Consider the following 18,415-nt stretch of genomic DNA (forward strand, 5'->3'; position numbering starts at 1 on the left):
CTCGGCAAATGACTGCCTCATCGGTCGCGCTAATAGTGCCGAATTGGGATTTCAAACAACCTAAAAAACGCTTGGCCCCTCGCGGTTGGCGTTAAAATTTTGCGACGTGTCAGCTTCTTGTCAGCTTCGCACCGGCCACTGTGCCGGATGGCTGCCAAGCGGCATCGCCGGGCGGCTCCATCGCGCCGGCGTCTTCGATAGCAGCGCGGAATGGCGCACCGCCTTCAACGTGCCGAAGCCAGATGGCATGCTCTCGATGAACGCAGCATGTACGGCCTCGCCCGTAAGATCCGGGGTGTTCAGCCCGCCGTCGAGCCGGCCGAGATTCCACAGCCAGCGTCCGGTCTGCGCCAGCGACACGCGCACGTGCCAGCTGCCGCCTTCGCACGCCTGGCGCGCCTTGGCCATCATCGCGCCGAACGCCATCAGATAGCCGGTGGCGTGATCGAGGATCTGTGCCGGCAATTCCTTGCGCGCATCGATGCCTGCAGCCTGCCCCTCGGCATGATTGAAGCCGATCGTGGTCTGCACCAAGGAGTCGAAGCCGCGCCGCCCGGCCCAGGGGCCGGTGTGGCCATAGGCCGACAGCGTGACATAGACGATGCCGGGATTGATTTGCGCAGCGTCCTCCGGTGAAAAGCCGAGAGCGGCGAGCGCGCGCGGGCGATAGCCTTGTGAGAAGATGTCGGCGTCCTTCAATAGCTCGCGCAGCTGCGCCCGCCCGGCTTCGCTCTTCAACGCGATGAAGGTGGTGAGCTTGCCGCGGCCGGTATCGATGGTGAGCCAGGGGATGGCGGGCAGCTCCGGCCCTGACACCAGCAGCACGTCCGCGCCGTGCGCAGCGAGCGTGCGGCCGGCGACGGGGCCCGCGATGACGCGGGAGAGATCGAGCACACGAAGACCTGAGAGCGGGCGATCGCCATTTGGCCACGGCTTTGGCCGGGCCTCGCCGATCCTCTCGATCGAGACCAGCGGCAATTGCGCAAGCGCACGCGCCTGCGGCAGCGCGGACCATTCGTCGTAGGAGCGCATCAAGGCGACAACGCCGCCTGCGGCGTAGGCCGCAGTTTCGAAATCCTCTCCCTTCCACTGCATCAACGCCGCCTGCACCTTCTCGTGCTCGGGCTCGCAAGCAAGCACCTTGCAGACGGCGTCGCGGTGATGTGGGAAATTGGTGTGGCAGCGGACGAAGCGGCGATCGCCGGTCCTGTAGACGCCGGCGATCGCATCCCAGGCCGGCGGGGGCGGCTTGTGGTCGACACGCAGATAGCGCTCCGAGCGGCATTCGGCGACGGCGTGGCGCATCTCGACAGAGACGTCCTGCATCTGCCCGCTGCGCAGCCGCCAGATCTCGGCGGCGGCGAGGCCGGCGGCGGCGATCGTCGTCTGGCCGGCGACGGCGACGCGAAACGAGGATGGGATCTGCGGCTCGGTGCCGGTCAGCCGCACGCGATCGAGCGCGGCCGCATCGCCGCCGGCGGTGGTCCAGATGTCCTTGAGAATATCGGCGGGGCTTTGCATGGCCGCTTCTCTCCGTTTCCAGGGGCATGATCTTTCGGAAAACCGCTGCACACTCTTCCGGATCATGCTGTAGTTTTTGCGACCATTCATCAGCACAAGAAGGATTGCAATGGCCGCCATCGATCCCCTCACCGCAGGCGCCGTCTTCGTCGCAACAGCGGCCACCGACGCGGTCTATGTGATGTTCACCTCGGCCGTGGTCGCGCGCAAGCGCGTGCCGGCCGCGACCTGGAGCGCGGTCTGGTATCTACTCTCCTCTTACGCGGTGATCAGCTACACCGAGAATGCGTTCTATGTCGCCTTCGCCGCAATCGGCTCCTGGGTCGGCGCCTACGTCTCGCTGACCTTCCTGCACCGCCCGCCCGGCGGCCCCCCGGTGGGGGCGGCGCCGGAGTGAGGCGGGCACATCTCGCTCCATGTCATTGCAAGGAGCCCTTGCGACGAAGCAATCCAGACTGTTTCCGCGGATGTATTTCTGGATTGCTCGCAATGACGATGTGGAGGCTTCTGCGTATTCCCTGAAGCAGCTACACTCGCTGCACTAACAAGAAGGAGCCAACAATGGATCTCGGTCTCAAAGGCAAGAACGCCATCGTGCTCGGCGGCACGCGCGGCATCGGGCGGGCGATTGCGGCGACGCTGGCCGGTGAAGGCGCCAACGTCGCGGTCTGCGCGCGCAACGCGGATCAGGTTGCGGCCACTGTCGCGGAGTTGAAGGCGAGCGGTGTCAGCGCCACCGGCGGCCCGGTCGATGTCACCGACGGCGCGGCGCTGAAGTCCTGGATCGAGGCTGCAGCAAAGGAGCTCGGCGGCATCGACATGCTGTTCTCAAATGCCGGCGCGATGGCGCAAGGACACGATCCCGCGTCCTGGGAGCAGAATTTCCGGCTCGACGTGCTCGGTGCCGTGCACGCGTTCGACGCGGCGCGGCCGTTTCTCGAGACGAGCGGCGCCAGCAGCGGCGATGCGGCCTTCGTGATCATCTCGTCGATCTCCGCGGCGCAGGCGGACTCGGCCAGCTCCTACGGCCCGATCAAGGCCGCGCTGATCCACATGGCCAAAGGACTGGCGCGGCAATACGCGAAGAAGAAGATCCGGGTCAACGTGGTCTCGCCCGGCACCGTCTATTTCAAGGGCGGCGTCTGGGAGATGATCGAGCAGAACATGCCGGAGCGGTACCAGGACGCGATGAAGCGCAATCCGACCGGCCGCATGGCGACGCCGCAGGAGATCGCCAGCGCGGCGGTGTTTCTGGCGAGCCCGGTATCGGGATTCACGACGGGATCCAATCTCGTCGTGGATGGCGCGATCTCGAACCGGGTGAATTTTTGAGGGGCACACTGTCATCGCCCGGCTTTGACCGGGCGATCCAGTATTCCAGAGGCGGCTGTGATTGAGCCGAGGCGCCGCAGCGTACTGGATACCCGCTTTCGCGGGGTATGACGACTGAGAGTGTAGCGCGCGATCGCGTCAGCAAATTCGTCATTGCGAGCGCAGCGAAGCCAATCCAGACTGCTTCCGCGGAAAGACTCTGGATTGCTTCGCTGCGCTCGCAATGACTGCGTGGTGGGCAGGCCGCCTTACGACGCTCAATGAAAATCCCGCGACGGCGGCAGGATGCGGACGTTGCGGGGGTGGCGGATTTTTTGCGCGGGCATGTCCGCGAGTGCGCGGGGATCTTCGTTCAGCGGTTCGACGACGGTGGCGCCTGCCGGCATCGGATGCTTAGGGCTGAGCGCATCGTTGGCCAATCCGACTAGATCGTGCGAGCGGTCGACCATGCGCTGAGCGATGAGATGCGTCACCTTTTCAGGGCTGCTCTGGATGTAGCCCTCGACCAGGATGAGGCGCGCGCCCATCACCTCCTTGCGGTACTGCTCCATGATCTTGGGCCAGACCACGACATTGGCGATGCCGGTTTCGTCCTCCAGCGTCATGAACACGACGCCGCTGGCGCTGCCCGGCCGCTGCCGCACCAGGATCACGCCGGCGCAGCGGACGCGGCGCCGCTCGTTCTCATGGCTGATGTCCTTGCAGGCGACGACGCGCTCACGCGTAAACATCTCGCGCAAGAATTCCATCGGATGGCCCTTCAACGACAGCCGGATGGTCTGGTAGTCCGCGACCACCTGCTCGGAACGCGGCATCACCGGCAGCGGCCTTGCGCCTTCGTCCGGCTGCTCGCGCGCGGTCGCCACCTCGAACAGCGGCAGCGGCACGTCGTCGGGCAACCGCCGCACCTGCCACAGCGCCTCGCGCCGGTCGAGCCCGAGCGAGCGGAAGGCGTCGGCATCCGCCAGCAGGATCAGCGCGCGCTTGGGCAGGCCGGTGTCGCGGGCGAAATCTTCCAGCGAGGTGAAGGGACGGCGGTTGCGGGCGGCGACGATGCGGTCGGCCCAGTCGGGCACTCTCTCCATGCTGTCATTCCGGGGCACGCGAAGCGTGAACTGGGGTGCGCAATTGCGCACCTGAGAATCTCGAGATTCCGGGTCTGGTGCTCCGGGCCGCTTTGCGGTCCCGTTCGTACCATCCCGGAATGACGCTTGTGAGCGTTTGAGCCGCTCCTCGTCCTCATCAAGCCAGTGAAAACCGTCGATCTGGCGGAAGCCGAGGCGTACGGCGCAATATTTTCCGCTTCCCTGCTCCAGCGTGCTCTGCGCGAAACTATAGGACACGTCGATGTCGCGGACTTCGACGCCGTTCTTGCGGGCATCGCCGACAATCTGCGCCGGCGCATAAAAGCCCATCGGCTGCGAGTTCAGGAGGCCGCAGCAGAAGGCGTCGGGATGGTAGTGCTTCAGCCACGAAGAAATGTAGACCAGCTGTGCAAAGCTCGCGGCATGGCTCTCGGGAAAACCGTAGGAGCCGAAACCCTTGATCTGGTCAAAGCAGCTTTTGGCGAATTGAGGATCGTAGCCACGCCGGATCATGTTGCCGATCAGCTTCTCCTCGTATTGGCCGATGGTGCCGACATTGCGAAATGTCGCCATCGAGCGGCGCAGGCCGTTGGCTTCCTCGGACGTAAAATGTGCGGCCTCGATCGCAATGCGCATCGCCTGCTCCTGGAACAGCGGGACGCCGAGCGTCTTGTGCAGCACCTTGTAGAGTTCGTCCTTGTCGCCATGATCCGGTGACGGCGAGGGATAACTCACCTGCTCAAGCCCGTTCCGCCGCCGCAAATACGGATGCACCATGTCGCCCTGGATCGGCCCGGGGCGCACGATCGCGACTTCGATGACGAGATCGTAGAAGGTCCGCGGCTTGAGGCGCGGCAGCATGTTCATCTGGGCGCGGCTCTCGACCTGGAATACGCCGAGCGATTCCCCGGCGCACAGCATGTCGTAAACTTTCGGGTCATCCTGCGGGACGCTCGCCAGCACAAGACGCTCGCCCTTGTGCTGATCGATCAGATCAAAACATTTGCGGATGCAGGTCAGCATGCCCAGCGCCAGCACGTCGACCTTCATCATGCTGAGCGCATCGACGTCGTCCTTGTCCCATTCGATGAAGGTGCGGTCGTCCATCGCGGCGTTGCCGATCGGCACATAGGTGTCGAGCCGGTCCTGGGTGAGCACGTAGCCGCCGACATGCTGGGAGAGATGGCGCGGGAATTCGATCAGCTCGGTCGCAAGCTCGACCGCGAGATTGATCATCGGGTTTTGCGGATCGAGCCCGGCCTGCCTGACCTGCATGTCGTTGAGGCCCTTGCCCCAGCTGCCCCAGACGGTATCGGCGAGCGCGGCGGTGACGTCCTCTGTCAGGCCGAGCGCCTTGCCGACGTCGCGGATGGCGCTGCGCGGGCGATAATGGATGACTGTGGCAATGATCGCGGCGCGGTGGCGGCCGTAGCGGCGGTAGACATATTGCATCACCTCCTCGCGCCGCGAATGCTCGAAATCGACGTCGATGTCGGGCGGCTCCAGCCGCTCCTTGGAGATGAAGCGCTCGAACAACAGATCGACCTTGGTCGGGTCGACCGAGGTGATGCCGAGCACGTAGCAGACGGCCGAGTTCGCCGCCGATCCCCGCCCCTGGCACAAAATGTTCTGGCTGCGCGCGTAGTGGACGATGTCGTGCACGGTGAGGAAGTAATGCGCGTATTTCAGCTCGGCGATCAGCGCGAGCTCTTTCTTCAGCGTCCCGCGCAGCTTGTCGTCGATCTCGCCGCCGAAATATTTGTCGACGCCGGCCCAGGTCAGATCTTCAAGATGCCCCTGCGCGGTCTTGCCCGGCGGCACCGGCTCGTCCGGGTACTGGTATTTGAGCTGGTCGAGCGAGAAGTCGATCTTGTCCGCAAAGCGCATGGTCTCCGCGATCGCCTCGGGGAAATCGCGAAACAGCCGCGCCATTTCGCGCGGCGTCTTCAGGAACCGCTCGGCATTGGCTTCGAGCTTCTTCCCAATCACGTCGATCGTGGTCTTTTCCCGGATGCAGGTCAGCACGTCCTGGAGAGGACGGCGCGCGGAGTGGTGATAGAGCACCTCGTTGGTCGCAAGCAGCGGCACTTTTGCCTTTGCAGCGAGATCATCGAGCCGCGCCAGGCGACGCCTGTCGTCGCCGCGATAGAGCAGGCTCGCCGCCAGCCACACGTCCTCGGCACGACTGTCCTTGAGCTTTGCGAGAACATCCAGCGCCTGCGCCGGCTCGAAGCGATGCGGCAGCGTCAACACCAGGAGCTGGCCTTCCGAAAACTCCAGGAGATCGGCAAAGGTGAGATGACACTCGCCCTTCTCGATCCGCGTGATGTCGTCGCCGCGCTTGCCCCGGGTGAGAAGCTGGCACAGCCGGCCATAGGCCGCGCGGTCGCGCGGATAGACCAGGATGTCGGGCGTGCCGTCGATGAAGACGATGCGCGCGCCGATCAGCAGTTTCGGCTTGTGCAGCACTTCGGCATTGTCGAGCTCCTTGTAGGCCCGCACCACGCCGGCGAGCGTGTTGTGATCGGCGATGCCGATCGCGGGAATGCCGAGGATGCTGGCCTGATGCACATAGGCGCGCGGATCCGAGCCGCCGCGCAGGAAGGAGAAATTGGTGGTGATGCCGATCTCGGCATAGCTAAGCGTATTCATGCGAAGAGACCGTGCACATACCAGCCGGGAGAAGCGGGCTTGCCGTCGCCGTCGAACACCTCTCCTTCATAAAGACCGTCGCGAAAGATCCAGAAACGCAGGCCCTCGGCATCCTCGATACGGAAATAATCCCGCGTCAGCTGCTTGCCGTCCTGCCGCCACCATTCCATGGCGATGCGCTCGGGCCCCTCCACCCGCACCACCGCATGCAGCGCGCGGCGCCAGGTGAATTGGTGTGGCGGGCCGTCGGGCACGGTCGCGAACGGCACCTTGATCGGCTCCGGCTTGTCGAACAGCCGCAAGGGACGCAACGGCGGCTCGCTCTCGATGCGCGCCGGCCATTCGGCCTGCATGGCCGACGTGAGGTGATGCTGCGCCGATGCAGCCAGCACCGCGTTTTCGGGGATATGGGTATCCTCAGGCAGATGCACGACGACCCGTTTTCCCCCGATGCGCGCGGCGATGCGGTCGATCAGCGCGGCGAGCTCGTCATTGTCGTGGACATGGGCGTCGAGATCGCGCTGCTCCTGCACCACGATCTCGGTGCGGCTCGCCGACAGGCGCACCATGTCGAAGCCGAAGCCGGGATCCAGCGGATCGGCGAGCGCATCGAGGCGCTCGCGGAACAGGCGGTCGATCACGGCGCTTCGCGTCACGGCACGTCCGGTCTCGACCGTGATCGCGCGCACCACGCCGTCGGTGCGGAAGAAGGCGGCCTCCAGACGCCGTGCGCCCTTGCCCTGCTTCTCCATGGACGCGATCAACGTGTCGGCCAGCCGTGACAACGTCATCGCGATCATGGTGTCGGTCGCGATCGGCTCGGCAAAGCGCTTCTCGACGATGTAATCGGGCAACGGTTTGCGCGGGTTGATCGGCGCATCGCCCTGCCCCAGCGCATGCGCCAGCAGCGTGGAGAACCGCGCGCCGAACCGCGCCGTGATCTCGTGCGGCTCGCGCGAGGCGACATCGCCGATGGTCTTCAGGCCGGCACGACGCAGGCCGGTGGTGATGGTCTCGCCCGCACCGAGCGCGGAGACCGGCAGCCCGCTAATCGCCTCCGCCTCTCCGCCATCGGCCACGATGGTGCCTGTAGCCCGCCGCGTCAGCGTGCGCGCGCAGACCGACGTGCCGGCGATCGCCGCGCTGACGGCAAAGCCCTGCCGACCGAGCGCGCGGACCAGTGTCTGCAACAGCGCGGTTTCGCCCCCGAACAGATGCGCACAGCCGGTGATGTCGAGAAACAGCCCGTGCGGCGCATCGAGCGCCACCAGCGGCGTGAAGCGGTCGCACCAGTCGGCGATATCGCTAAGCGTCTTCGCATCAGCCACGACATCGGCGTCGAACACTTTCAGGTCCGGGCACATCGCCCGCGCATTGGCCAAGGGTTGACCGATGTACAGGCCGAGGCACTCGGCGGCCTCGTCCAGCGCATGGATCACCAGCGCGTTGTTGTCCTTGATGACGACGACGCTCGGCTCATTATTGGCTTTACCCAGTCCGGCGCTGCCAAGGAACCGCTGGATCCGGTCGATGGGCAGGCGCGGCAGCCACAGGCTGAGAATACGTCGACGGTTCACTGAACTGGCACTCATCACAATTCCATTCCATGATCCACCGGCCGCACGGGCCATGACGATTGCGCAAGAGCTCGGCATCGAAGCGCGGCGCGCCCCAGGCACTCCAAGGCGCCGCAGGCATTGAAGCTGCACCCGGCGGTGAATGCGCCGCGCGCAGCATCCATCGCGTTTCGGCAGTCGAAGGCAGCGGCTGCGCGGCCATACGCAGCATCAGACCGGTAACGCCTGAGCCTTGCGCGGCCAGCGTCAGCTTGCGGCTCGCCACGAGATCGAACTGCCTGATCTCGCCCCAGAGCTCGAGCACGACGGCGCCCAGCGCATCGCAGGCGAGCGCGTCGGCCGAGGTGCGCAGCGCGCTCTCGACATCGGCGGCGCGCACCATCACCACGCGGCGCGGATCGAGGCCGAGCTCGGCGAGGCCGCTCATCGACAGCGCGCCCGTCTCTATTTCTGAGAAATCCTGCCGCACCCACAGCAGCGGCCGACGCGCTGAGACGCGCTCCGCAAGCCCCATGACGAAGCCGGTGGCGGCCGCGCCCTGGCGCCCCTCGCAAAACACCTCGTGGATCGCCGCGCGCGCGAGCCCGCCCTTCAGCGCGCTGTCGGCCTCGCTGTGGCCGAGCGCGACGCGATCGCGCTGATGCACGACCTCCGCCGTCTCGATGCGCTCGATCTGGCCGCGCAAGATCGCAAGCGCGCTTCCACGTGCGCCGCTCATGCTCGCCGCTCCTTCAGAGGTGATTGCCGATGGCTCTCGAAAGAGAACCCGCGGCTGGCTCATTTGTTCATGATATGTTCTAATATAAAGCTAACGGCGCCCCAAGAGTCAATCGAATTGGCGTCCAGTCGGATTCATGAGCAGAATCAAGAGGATTCAAGTGCCATGTACCTCATCACTCTCGACAGCCAGACCGATTTCGAGAGCTGGCGCAAAACCGCCCGCGCGCTCGCACTGCATCAGATCGCGCCGGCCGACGTGACCTGGAGCGTGCAGGGCCGCGCGAAAGACGCGGTGCCGGCTGGTCTTTGCGAAGCGCCCAGCCTTCCGCCGATCGAAACCGACGGCACCTTCAGCGTGCCGGCCAATTTCATCGCGCTCGCCCGCATCGCAGCCCTGCACCGCGACAGTGAACGCTTTGCGCTGCTCTATCGCCTGTTGTGGCGGCTGCGGAGCGACCATGATCTGCTCGAGATCAGGACAGATCCCGACGTCGCGTTGGCGACAGCGATGGCCGGCAACGTGCATCGCGACGTGCAGCGGATGCGCGACGTCGTTCGCTTCCGCGAAATCGGACGCGAGCACAAGGCCCATTACGCCGCCTGGTTCGTGCCGGAGCATCATATCGTCGAATTTGCCGCCCCCTTCTTCGCGCGCCGCTACGCCGACATGCCCTGGTCGATCCTCACGCCGGACGTTTGCGCACATTGGGACGGCCACGCGATCACATTCACGCCGGGAATCAACCAATCGGAGTTGCCCGCCCCGAACCGGTTGGAAGAAACCTGGCGCCGCCACTTTCGGCCGGACCACCCGTTCACGCCGGAGGCGCCGAACACGCGCCGCAGGAACCTGTCGGAAGCCTCGATACTTGAACCTCTGCTCGCCGACGCCGAACGCTGGACCGGCGGGCGGATCATCCCGCCTCCGGAGGCTCCGATGAAACGCAAGTCAGCTGTCGACGATCTCGAAACGCTCCGCGAGGAAGCCGCCCATTGCCGCGCCTGCCATCTCTACAAGGATGCGACGCAGACCGTGTTCGGCGAGGGCCCGAAGAACGCCAATATCATGCTGGTCGGCGAGCAGCCCGGCGACAAGGAAGACCTCGCCGGCCACCCCTTCGTCGGTCCGGCCGGCCAGATGCTCGACCGCGCGCTGGAGGAGGCCGGCGTCGACCGCAAGAAGGTCTATGTCACCAACGCGGTGAAGCACTTCAAATTCGTGCCGCGCGGAAAGATCCGCCTGCACCAGAAACCGACGACGCCGGAGATCCGGGCGTGCCGGCAATGGTATGAGCGGGAAGTTTCGGCAATCCAGCCGGATCTCATCGTGGCGATGGGCGCAACTGCAGCGCAAAGCGTGTTCGGCAAGATCACCCCGATCGGCAAGAACCGCGGCCGGCTCATCGACCTTCCCGACGGGCGCAAAGCGCTGGTGACGGTGCATCCGTCCTATCTGCTGCGGTTGCCCGATCCGGAAGCCAAGGTGCTGGAGTATCAGCGCTTTGTCGAGGATTTGAAGATCGCCGCCGGCTTGCAGAAGAAGGCCGCACGGGCTGCCTAAGTACTAGCAGGGAAACGGCAGACTGGCAGGAAAACGGCTTTCGCGCCTTGGTTGTCATCCAGCCTTCAAATCCATCACGGACAATACCCTTACCTGAGAGTTAAGGGGCGTCCAGACATGACCGATGTTGCATTCGACCGCGCGGTAGCAGATCCCGCGCCCGTCCAGCCGGCCTCGCGACCAAATCTCGACAAGGGCTTCAATCCGCTGACGATGATCCTGTTCTTCGGCATCCTCGCCGCGGGGCTGCTGTTCGTCGCCTACAGCATCTATGTCGACGTCAATGCCACCGGCACGCGGGTGACGACCTATCTGCCCTACATCCTCCTGTTCATTGCGCTGCTGATCGCGCTCGGCTTCGAGTTCGTCAACGGCTTCCACGACACCGCCAATGCGGTGGCCACGGTCATCTACACCCATTCGCTGCCGGCCGAAGTCGCGGTGATGTGGTCGGGCTTCTTCAACTTCCTCGGCGTGCTGCTGTCCTCCGGCACGGTCGCCTTCGGCATCGTCTCGCTGCTGCCGGTCGAGCTGATCCTCCAGGTCGGCTCCAGCGCCGGCTTCGCGATGGTGTTCGCGCTGCTGATCGCCGCGATCCTGTGGAATCTCGGCACCTGGTTCTTCGGCCTGCCCGCCTCCTCCTCGCACACGCTGATCGGCTCGATCATCGGCGTTGGCGTCGCCAACGCCGTCATGCGCGGCCGCGACGGCACCTCGGGCGTGGACTGGACCAAGGCAACCGAGATCGGCTACGCGCTGCTGCTGTCGCCCCTGTTCGGCTTCATCTGCGCCGCCACGCTGTTGCTGCTGCTCAAGTTCATCGTGCGCAACCCGGCGCTCTATTCCGCGCCCGAAGGCAACAAGGCGCCGCCGCTCTGGATCCGCGGCCTGCTGATCGCAACCTGCACCGGCGTCAGCTTTGCGCACGGCTCGAACGACGGCCAGAAGGGCATGGGCCTGATCATGCTGATCCTGATCGGCACCGTGCCGACGGCCTATGCGCTCAACCGCGCGCTGCCGGAATCCCAGGTCGTCCAGTTCCAGAAGACCTCGGATGCCGCCGCCAAGGTGATCTCCGCGAAGGGCGCCGGCCACAGCATCATCGGCGATCCCCGCCCCGCCGTGACGCAGTACATCACGCTGCGCCACATCAACGAGGGCACCTATCCCTCGCTCGCCGTGCTGGTGAAGGACGTCGGCGATCAGGTCGCCAAATACGGCACGCTGAACAAGGTGCCGGCGGAAGCCGTCGGCAACACCCGCAACGACATGTACATGACTTCGGAAGCGATCCGGTTCCTGATGAAGGACAAGGAGAACGATCTCAACAAGGAGGAGATCGCGACCCTGAACGCCTACAAGGGCTCGCTCGACGCCGCCACGAAGTTCATCCCCAATTGGGTGAAGATCGCGGTCGCCATCGCCCTCGGCCTCGGCACCATGATCGGCTGGAAGCGCATCGTGATCACGGTCGGTGAGAAGATCGGCAAGTCGCATCTCACCTATGCGCAAGGCGCCTCGGCCGAGCTCGTGGCCGCCGCCACGATCGGCGCCGCCGACGTGTTCGGCCTGCCGGTCTCCACCACGCATGTGCTGTCGTCGGGCGTCGCGGGCACCATGGCCGCGAACGGTTCGGGCCTGCAATGGTCGACCATCCGTAACCTGCTGATGGCCTGGGTGCTGACGCTGCCCTGCGCGATCATGCTGTCGGCCACGCTCTATGTGATCTTCTCGCGGATGTTCTGAGTAGAACGATATTCCATCAACGCGCTTGGCCGGGCTTGGCCCGGCCATTTGCATTCAGGTTGTCATTCCGGGGCGGTCCGCAGGACCGAACTACGGTGCGCAATTGCGCACCGGAGAATCTCGAGATCCCGGGTTCGCCTCTGCGAGGCGCCCCGGGATGACGTCGATGTTCAGGCCGCGAGCTGCTCCTCGACCAGCTTGACCCAGTAGGAGGTGCCGTAGACGATCGCCTCGTCGTTGAAATTGTAGGCGGGGTGATGCAGGCCGGCGCTGTCGCCGTTGCCGCAGAAGATGAAGGCGCCGGGCCGCGCCTCCAGCATGTAGGCGAAATCCTCGCCGCCCATCAGCGGCGCCATCTCGTGCACATTGGCCTCGCCCGCGACCTGCGTGGCAATGCGCCGCGCCACCTCGGTCTCCGCCGCATGGTTGTTCACGACGGGATAATTGCGCTTGTAGTGCAGGTCGATCTTGGCACCGGTGATCTGCGCCACGCCAGCCACGACTTCGCGCACCCGCTTCTCGACCAGCTTGCGTACCTCCGGCGAAAGCGTGCGGATGGTACCTCTCAGCGTCGCGGTCTGCGGAATGACGTTGCGGGCATTGCCGGCGTGGAATTCGCAGATCGAGATCACGGCCGACTCTAGGGGATCAACGCTGCGCGCGACGATCGACTGCAGCGCCGTGATCACCTGCGCACCGACCAGCACGGAATCGACGCATTTGTGCGGACGCGCGGCATGGCCGCCGACGCCCTCGATCATGATGTCGACCTCGTCGGTCGCCGCCATGATCGGACCCGGCCGGATCGCGAACGAGCCGATCGGGATGCCCGGACCGTTGTGCATGCCGTAGACCTGCTCAATGCCGAAGCGCTCCATCAGGCCGTCCTTGACCATGGCCGCGCCGCCGGCGCCGCCCTCCTCGGCCGGCTGGAAGATCACAATGGCATCGCCGGCAAAATTGCGGGTCTCGGCGAGATAGCGGGCGGCTCCCAGCAGCATCGCAGTGTGGCCGTCATGGCCGCAGGCGTGCATCTTGCCGGGGGTCTTGGAGGCGTAAGGCAGATTGGTCTGCTCCTCCACCGGCAGAGCGTCCATGTCGGCGCGCAGGCCGATCACCTTGAGCCCCTCGCCGGCCGGCTTGCTCCCCTTGATCACGCCGACCACGCCGGTCTGGCCGAGGCCGGTCACGACCTCGTCGCAACCGAACTCCCGCAAGCGATCCGCGACAAATGCTGCGGTGCGGTGGACGTCGTACAGCAGCTCGGGATGCTCATGGATGTCCCGGCGCCAGGCCTGAATATCGGGTTGGAGGTCGGCGACACGGTTCACGATGGGCATGGAGGGTCTCAAGCCTTGTTGGGAATACAGGACTGTCTACCATGCAAGCGTCAGTCCACCCAACTCCCGGGGATCGGGATCTGGCCCTGACAAACGGGCATAGCCGGGCTTGTCCCGGTCCGGCGGGTCTGCCTATTAGGACGGAACGTTAAGGGACCATCCGGGTGGAAGCAGAATGCCGAGGCGGCTTGAAGGTGAGTTTGACTACATTGTCGTCGGAGCCGGAACGGCCGGCTGCATCGTCGCGAACCGGCTGTCGGCCGATCGCAACAACCGCGTCCTCATCCTGGAGGCCGGGGGCGACGACAATTGGATCTGGTTCCACATCCCCGTCGGCTATCTCTTCGCCATCGGCAATCCCCGTTCCGACTGGATGTTCAAGACCGAGGCCGAGCCGGGTCTGAACGGCCGCGCGCTGGCCTATCCCCGCGGCAAGGTGATCGGCGGCTGCTCGGCGATCAACGCCATGATCTCGATGCGGGGACAGGCCGCCGATTACGATCACTGGCGCCAGCTTGGGCTGACCGGCTGGGGCTATGATGACGTGCTGCCGCTGTTCAAGCGCCTCGAGGACCACTTTCTCGGCGCCAGCGAGCATCATGGCGCCGGCGGCGGCTGGCGCATCGAGGCGCCGCGGTTGTCATGGGCCATTCTTGACGCTGTCGGGGACGCCGCAGAAGAAATGGGCATCAAGCGCATCCCGGATTTCAACACCGGCGACAACGAAGGCACCAGCTATTTCCACGTCAACCAGAAGCGCGGACGGCGCTGGTCGTCGGCGCGTGGCTTCCTCAAGCCGGCGCTGAACCGCCCGAACTTGCGGCTCGAGAAGCACGTGCTGGTCGACCGTCTCATCATCGAGCAGGGCCGCGCCGTCGGCGTGCGCTTCATCCAGAACGGCGAGATCATCGAGGCGCGTGCGAAGCGCGAGGTGATCCTCTCGGCAGGCTCCATCGGCTCGGTGCAGGTGCTGCATCGCTCCGGCATCGGCCCCGCCGATTGGCTGTCGCCGCTCGGCATCGACCTCGTCATGGACAAGCCCGGTGTGGGGCGCAATCTGCAAGACCACCTCCAGCAGCGCGCGATCTACAAGGTGGAGGGCGTGCGCACGCTGAACGAGACCTATTACAATCTGTTCCGCCGCGGCCTGATGGGGCTCGACTACGCCTTCCGCCGCCGCGGGCCGCTGACCATGGCGCCGTCGCAGCTCGGCATCTTCACGCGCTCCGATGCGACGCGCGCCCGTGCCAACATCCAATTCCACGTGCAGCCGCTGTCGCTCGACAAGTTCGGCGATCCCTTGCATCGTTTCCCTGCGATCACCGTCAGTGCCTGCAATCTGCAGCCGACCTCGCGCGGCACCGTGCGGCTTCGTTCGGCGACGCCGGACGAGAAGCCGATCATCGCGCCGAACTATCTGTCGACCGACGACGACCGCCAGGTCGCCGCCGACGCCATCCGCACCACGCGACGCCTGATGCAGCAGAAGGCGCTGGCCAAGTACCGGCCCAGCGAATATCTACCCGGGCCTTCCGTCGGCGACGACGATGCCTCCCTCGCAAAAGCCGCCGGCGACATCGGCACCACCATCTTCCATCCCGTCGGCACGGCGAAGATGGGCACGGCGAACGATCCGATGGCGGTGGTTGACGAGCGCCTGCGCTTCTACGGACTGTCCGGCTTGCGCATCGTCGATGCCTCGATCATGCCGACGATAACCTCGGGTAACACGAATACGCCGACGGCAATGATTGCGGAGAAGGGGGCGACGATGATCTTGGAAGATGCGCGATAGAGACCACGCACCGCTCAAGCCCAATTCTGGACCGAGGGAGAAGACCAGGGGGATGATGGATTGCCGCCGCACGCGTGCAGCCTCATAACGATTGCCAGCCGATCACAAGAGTTAGAGCGGCGGAAGCGACGACCAGAAGTATGGCTAGCCGGCCACCTCTTAGCTGGCTCCACATGAGCAGGCCCGACACCGCAAGCAGAATAATGCTGCCTGCAATGGAATCGGCGAGCAGAATCCACGCGACTCCGACTCCTTCTGACTTGTGCAGACGCGTGAGTGTTGCGAAGACGTTTGCGTCGTACCGCAGAACACTGGCAAAGCTGTTGCCTCGCCAATACTCGACCTGAATCAAATACCGAGGAGCATTGAAGCGCACTTGCCAGCGCTCCGGTTGCCGAATCGCACTGTCACCCCACAGCACATTCTGCGCCGCCTCAATCGTGGTGCCGGTCGCAGGTCGCGAGAGCGATAGCGAGTATTGCGCCCAAGCGGCGAAAGCCTCGATCGTCTCGGGACGCTCAGCAGGCAGGGCAAGCTGAAAGTTGCTCCGAGTCGTCTCGGCAAGCGGAAGCTTGAGTGTCGCGCGGTGATTCAGGAGAATTCCCGTCGCGCCAAAGCACAAGCCGAGCACGGCGCCCCAGAGGCCGAGCCAGACATGCACGCGGCGGAGCCAGCGCAGGAAGAAAGCGCGACGAGCACGGGAACGCCGTGCCGCCTCGTCCGCAACTGCCGGCGCTGGCAAATCGAGCATTAGGACCGGAGCCGACCACGGAGAAAGAAGGTGCGCGACTCCCCGGGCAGCGCGCCCCAGTTCACCGGCGTGACATAGTAGGTTTGGTCGAAGAGGTTGGAAACACCGGCGCTGATCTGGAAATTGGGCTTGACGTCGTAGGATATGACAGCGTCGACCAGCGCATAGGAGGGCAGTACACGCTGGCTGTGGCCCTCCTTGATCGCTGTGCCGTAGTTCTCCGCGAAGACACGGTCTCGATAGCGGACGCCGCCGGCGATCTTCAGTCCGGGCACCGAGGGGATATCTTGGGTGATCCAGAGATTGAAGATGCTCTGTGGTATGCCGAACGGAATAGTTCCCACCGACAGAGGTTCGGATGGGAAATTCGTCAACCGCGGATCCTGGTAGGTGTAGTTGGCACGAATGGATGTGCCCTCGAATGGCCGAGCCTCCAGATCGATGTCGAAGCCGCGCGTACGTTGTTCTCCGATTGCGAAGACCTGCGTTCCGACGGTCTGCAGAAAGTTCTCGCGTGTCGTTTCGAAAATGGAGAAGGTCGCGATCAAGTGGTTACCGAATGGCGACAGCCGTATTCCACCTTCATATTGCGTCGCCTGCTCCGGGGCGCGGATATTATTGACCAGAGTTTCCGTGCTCAGGAGAGCGAAGTTGCTCCGTGATGTCCCTATGAAGGGCGAGAACCAGGACGTGAGGTGATAAACTAGACCCGCATTGTAGCTCACCGCTCCGTCCTCGCGGCTGTCCCTTGCGTTGCTGAGCCGTTGCGTCAGTGTGGTTGCGAAATCATCATAACGCAACCCGACGCGCACCTTGAGGCGGTCCGTAACGTCGATCTGATCCTGGGCGTAGAAACTGGCATAGGTCGCATCGATGGTGTTGTTGTAGACTGGCGTAAATGTCAGCCCGGCCATCGATTGCTCCGGGATGACCGGGGCGAAGACATCGGTGATGTTCGGCAGATTTGCACTGTCGCGCCGAGAGATGACGTTGTGCTGCTGAACCTCGAATCCGGTGAGCAACGTGTGATTGATGCTGCCCGTCGCAAATCGCCAAACCGGCTCGAACTGGTAGTCGACGTCGTTCCAGTTATCCTGCTGCGATCGCAGAATGCGGCCCGTCATCGACGTGGCGTCGCCGACAACTCTGCCGCCCGCATTGCGGAGGATGTCGAGATCCCTGTGCATGAAGCTGAAACGATTGTTGATGGTCAGGAAATCTGAAACCCGCCACTCGTCCGTGACCGCCAACCGAGCGATATCCTGATTTCCCTTTGCGAAGGGCGTGTAATAACGGGTCTCGCGGGGCACGGGCAGGAGGGAGTTACCACGAAACAAAATGCCGGAGGTATCGGGCGTGCGCTCCAGATGGCGGAGATCGAGATTCACCGTGACCAGATGGTCGCTGTTGGGCTGCCATGTGAAAGAAGGCAGGAGTTCGATGTTCTCCCTGGAAAGACCGCGGAAGCCCTCAGAGGTGAAGTACGCCCCGTCGATCCGGTAATTCAGACCGGGCGCCGTCGTCGGGCCGGTGGCGCCGAAAGTCGTCTCATATGTTTTGAAGGAGCCGACGCTCTGGTCCAGGTAATATGCTGGTACCGTACTGGGAGGTGCGCGGACGAGATTGATCGTGCCTCCCGGCGTCCCGCTGCCGAACAGCGCTGAGCCCGGTCCTTTCAAGACCTCGATCCGTTCGACGCCTGTGAGCGAGCGGGGATAGCCCATGACCACCGGCGCATCGAAAAGGCCGTTGACCAAGAAATTGACGTCGAGGCCACGGATGCTGAAGCGATCGAAGAATCCATAGCTCGACAGCCCGCCTTCGCTAATGCCACTGACATTGCGGATGGCTTGGCGCAGCTCAGTCCCCCCCTGTTCCTGGGTCAGCGTCGTAGGTACGGTCTGGATGTTGAGCGGCATGTCGGCGATGCGAGTACCCGTCTTACCGAAGCCAGCGACCTTTTCCAGGGAGGATTGCTCCTGGCGATGACTTGAGGACTCACCCTGGCGCTGGTTTGAGGACTGGCTCCGACGCCGACTGGCACTCGTTGTTCGATTCGACTCCGCGCGAGCAACTGACGAGGCACGTCGAGGAGCTTCGACGGAGATCGCCGGCAGCACAACGCTCTGTGATGCTTGCTGGGCGACGGCATCGCTGCCTCCGAGTAACGCAAATACGCTTGCTGTGACCTGCAACCGCCGCCTTGCGTGTGAGCAAGATGAGTTCGCACGGCTCATCTCTCCGCGAACGCGGCCGGTCAATCTCGCATCGAAGTCCATATCATCGCCCCCAAATTTCGAGGGGTGCTAAGACCATGACCAGTTCCACGGGTCAA

12 protein-coding genes are annotated in these 18,415 nt (G+C 64.1%); 5 read left to right on the forward strand and 7 right to left on the reverse strand.

The features are described 5' to 3' along the window. Positions 1-120: 120 nt before the first annotated feature. Positions 121-1,521, reverse strand: coding sequence for a CoA transferase (locus YU9_RS0106830; RefSeq protein WP_027572123.1), 1,401 nt, complete (start codon positions 1,519-1,521; stop codon positions 121-123). Between the two features lie 109 nt (positions 1,522-1,630). Here YU9_RS0106830 and YU9_RS0106835 point away from each other — a divergent pair, with 109 nt between their 5' ends. After that, on the forward strand, positions 1,631-1,918 hold the full coding sequence (locus tag YU9_RS0106835; protein ID WP_027572124.1) for a hypothetical protein: 288 nt from the start codon (positions 1,631-1,633) through the stop codon (positions 1,916-1,918). A 164-nt stretch (positions 1,919-2,082) separates the two neighbouring features. Further along, the gene (locus tag YU9_RS0106840) at positions 2,083-2,853 is read left to right on the forward strand and encodes an SDR family NAD(P)-dependent oxidoreductase (protein WP_027572125.1); all 771 of its coding nucleotides are present in this window, start codon (positions 2,083-2,085) and stop codon (positions 2,851-2,853) included. A gap of 257 nt (positions 2,854-3,110) precedes the next feature. Here YU9_RS0106840 and YU9_RS0106845 read toward each other — a convergent pair whose 3' ends face one another. The 3 genes from YU9_RS0106845 to YU9_RS0106855 are packed head-to-tail and all read right to left on the reverse strand — an operon-like array spanning position 3,111 to position 8,885. Then, on the reverse strand, positions 3,111-6,590 hold the full coding sequence (locus YU9_RS0106845) for an error-prone DNA polymerase (protein ID WP_027572126.1): 3,480 nt from the start codon (positions 6,588-6,590) through the stop codon (positions 3,111-3,113). Then, entirely contained in the window at positions 6,587-8,182 is a 1,596-nt protein-coding gene (locus tag YU9_RS0106850) for a DNA polymerase Y family protein (protein ID WP_036017111.1), read from the reverse strand. Before YU9_RS0106850 ends, YU9_RS0106845 begins: the two co-directional genes overlap by 4 nt. After that, positions 8,079-8,885: an ImuA family protein gene (locus YU9_RS0106855; protein ID WP_027572128.1), complete on the reverse strand. Its 807-nt coding sequence runs from the start codon at positions 8,883-8,885 to the stop codon at positions 8,079-8,081. The genes YU9_RS0106850 and YU9_RS0106855 overlap by 104 nt, the downstream gene beginning before the upstream one ends. Before the next feature lie 165 nt (positions 8,886-9,050). Between YU9_RS0106855 and YU9_RS0106860 the strand changes: the two genes are divergently transcribed. Beyond that, complete coding sequence (locus tag YU9_RS0106860; RefSeq protein WP_027572129.1) at positions 9,051-10,448, forward strand: UdgX family uracil-DNA binding protein; 1,398 nt, start codon at positions 9,051-9,053, stop codon at positions 10,446-10,448. Between the two features lie 117 nt (positions 10,449-10,565). Beyond that, positions 10,566-12,194 (forward strand): inorganic phosphate transporter, encoded by a 1,629-nt coding sequence (locus YU9_RS0106865; protein WP_027572130.1) that lies wholly within the window; start codon positions 10,566-10,568, stop codon positions 12,192-12,194. 170 nt (positions 12,195-12,364) lie between these two features. Here YU9_RS0106865 and YU9_RS0106870 read toward each other — a convergent pair whose 3' ends face one another. Next, complete coding sequence (locus tag YU9_RS0106870; protein ID WP_027572131.1) at positions 12,365-13,534, reverse strand: M20 aminoacylase family protein; 1,170 nt, start codon at positions 13,532-13,534, stop codon at positions 12,365-12,367. 175 nt (positions 13,535-13,709) lie between these two features. Between YU9_RS0106870 and YU9_RS0106875 the strand changes: the two genes are divergently transcribed. Continuing rightward, positions 13,710-15,329: a GMC family oxidoreductase gene (locus tag YU9_RS0106875; protein ID WP_027572132.1), complete on the forward strand. Its 1,620-nt coding sequence runs from the start codon at positions 13,710-13,712 to the stop codon at positions 15,327-15,329. A gap of 82 nt (positions 15,330-15,411) precedes the next feature. Here YU9_RS0106875 and YU9_RS0106880 read toward each other — a convergent pair whose 3' ends face one another. Continuing rightward, the gene (locus tag YU9_RS0106880) at positions 15,412-16,080 is read right to left on the reverse strand and encodes a PepSY-associated TM helix domain-containing protein (protein ID WP_027572133.1); all 669 of its coding nucleotides are present in this window, start codon (positions 16,078-16,080) and stop codon (positions 15,412-15,414) included. Beyond that, on the reverse strand, positions 16,080-17,999 hold the full coding sequence (locus tag YU9_RS41070; RefSeq protein ID WP_051380355.1) for a TonB-dependent siderophore receptor: 1,920 nt from the start codon (positions 17,997-17,999) through the stop codon (positions 16,080-16,082). The genes YU9_RS0106880 and YU9_RS41070 overlap by 1 nt, the downstream gene beginning before the upstream one ends. Positions 18,000-18,415: the final 416 nt, after the last annotated feature.

The organism is Bradyrhizobium sp. WSM1743 (assembly GCF_000473065.1).
Classification (GTDB): domain Bacteria; phylum Pseudomonadota; class Alphaproteobacteria; order Rhizobiales; family Xanthobacteraceae; genus Bradyrhizobium.

Bases quoted from the DNA above. Each gene is read 5' to 3' on its own strand.
- YU9_RS0106830 (WP_027572123.1), bottom strand. From the start codon at position 1,521: ATGCAAAGCCCCGCCGATATTCTCAAGGACATCTGGACCACCGCCGGC.
- YU9_RS0106835 (WP_027572124.1), top strand. From the start codon at position 1,631: ATGGCCGCCATCGATCCCCTCACCGCAGGCGCCGTCTTCGTCGCAACA.
- YU9_RS0106840 (WP_027572125.1), top strand. From the start codon at position 2,083: ATGGATCTCGGTCTCAAAGGCAAGAACGCCATCGTGCTCGGCGGCACG.
- YU9_RS0106845 (WP_027572126.1), bottom strand. From the start codon at position 6,590: ATGAATACGCTTAGCTATGCCGAGATCGGCATCACCACCAATTTCTCC.
- YU9_RS0106850 (WP_036017111.1), bottom strand. From the start codon at position 8,182: ATGAGTGCCAGTTCAGTGAACCGTCGACGTATTCTCAGCCTGTGGCTG.
- YU9_RS0106855 (WP_027572128.1), bottom strand. From the start codon at position 8,885: ATGAGCGGCGCACGTGGAAGCGCGCTTGCGATCTTGCGCGGCCAGATC.
- YU9_RS0106860 (WP_027572129.1), top strand. From the start codon at position 9,051: ATGTACCTCATCACTCTCGACAGCCAGACCGATTTCGAGAGCTGGCGC.
- YU9_RS0106865 (WP_027572130.1), top strand. From the start codon at position 10,566: ATGACCGATGTTGCATTCGACCGCGCGGTAGCAGATCCCGCGCCCGTC.
- YU9_RS0106870 (WP_027572131.1), bottom strand. From the start codon at position 13,534: ATGCCCATCGTGAACCGTGTCGCCGACCTCCAACCCGATATTCAGGCC.
- YU9_RS0106875 (WP_027572132.1), top strand. From the start codon at position 13,710: ATGCCGAGGCGGCTTGAAGGTGAGTTTGACTACATTGTCGTCGGAGCC.
- YU9_RS0106880 (WP_027572133.1), bottom strand. From the start codon at position 16,080: ATGCTCGATTTGCCAGCGCCGGCAGTTGCGGACGAGGCGGCACGGCGT.
- YU9_RS41070 (WP_051380355.1), bottom strand. From the start codon at position 17,999: ATGCCGCTCAACATCCAGACCGTACCTACGACGCTGACCCAGGAACAG.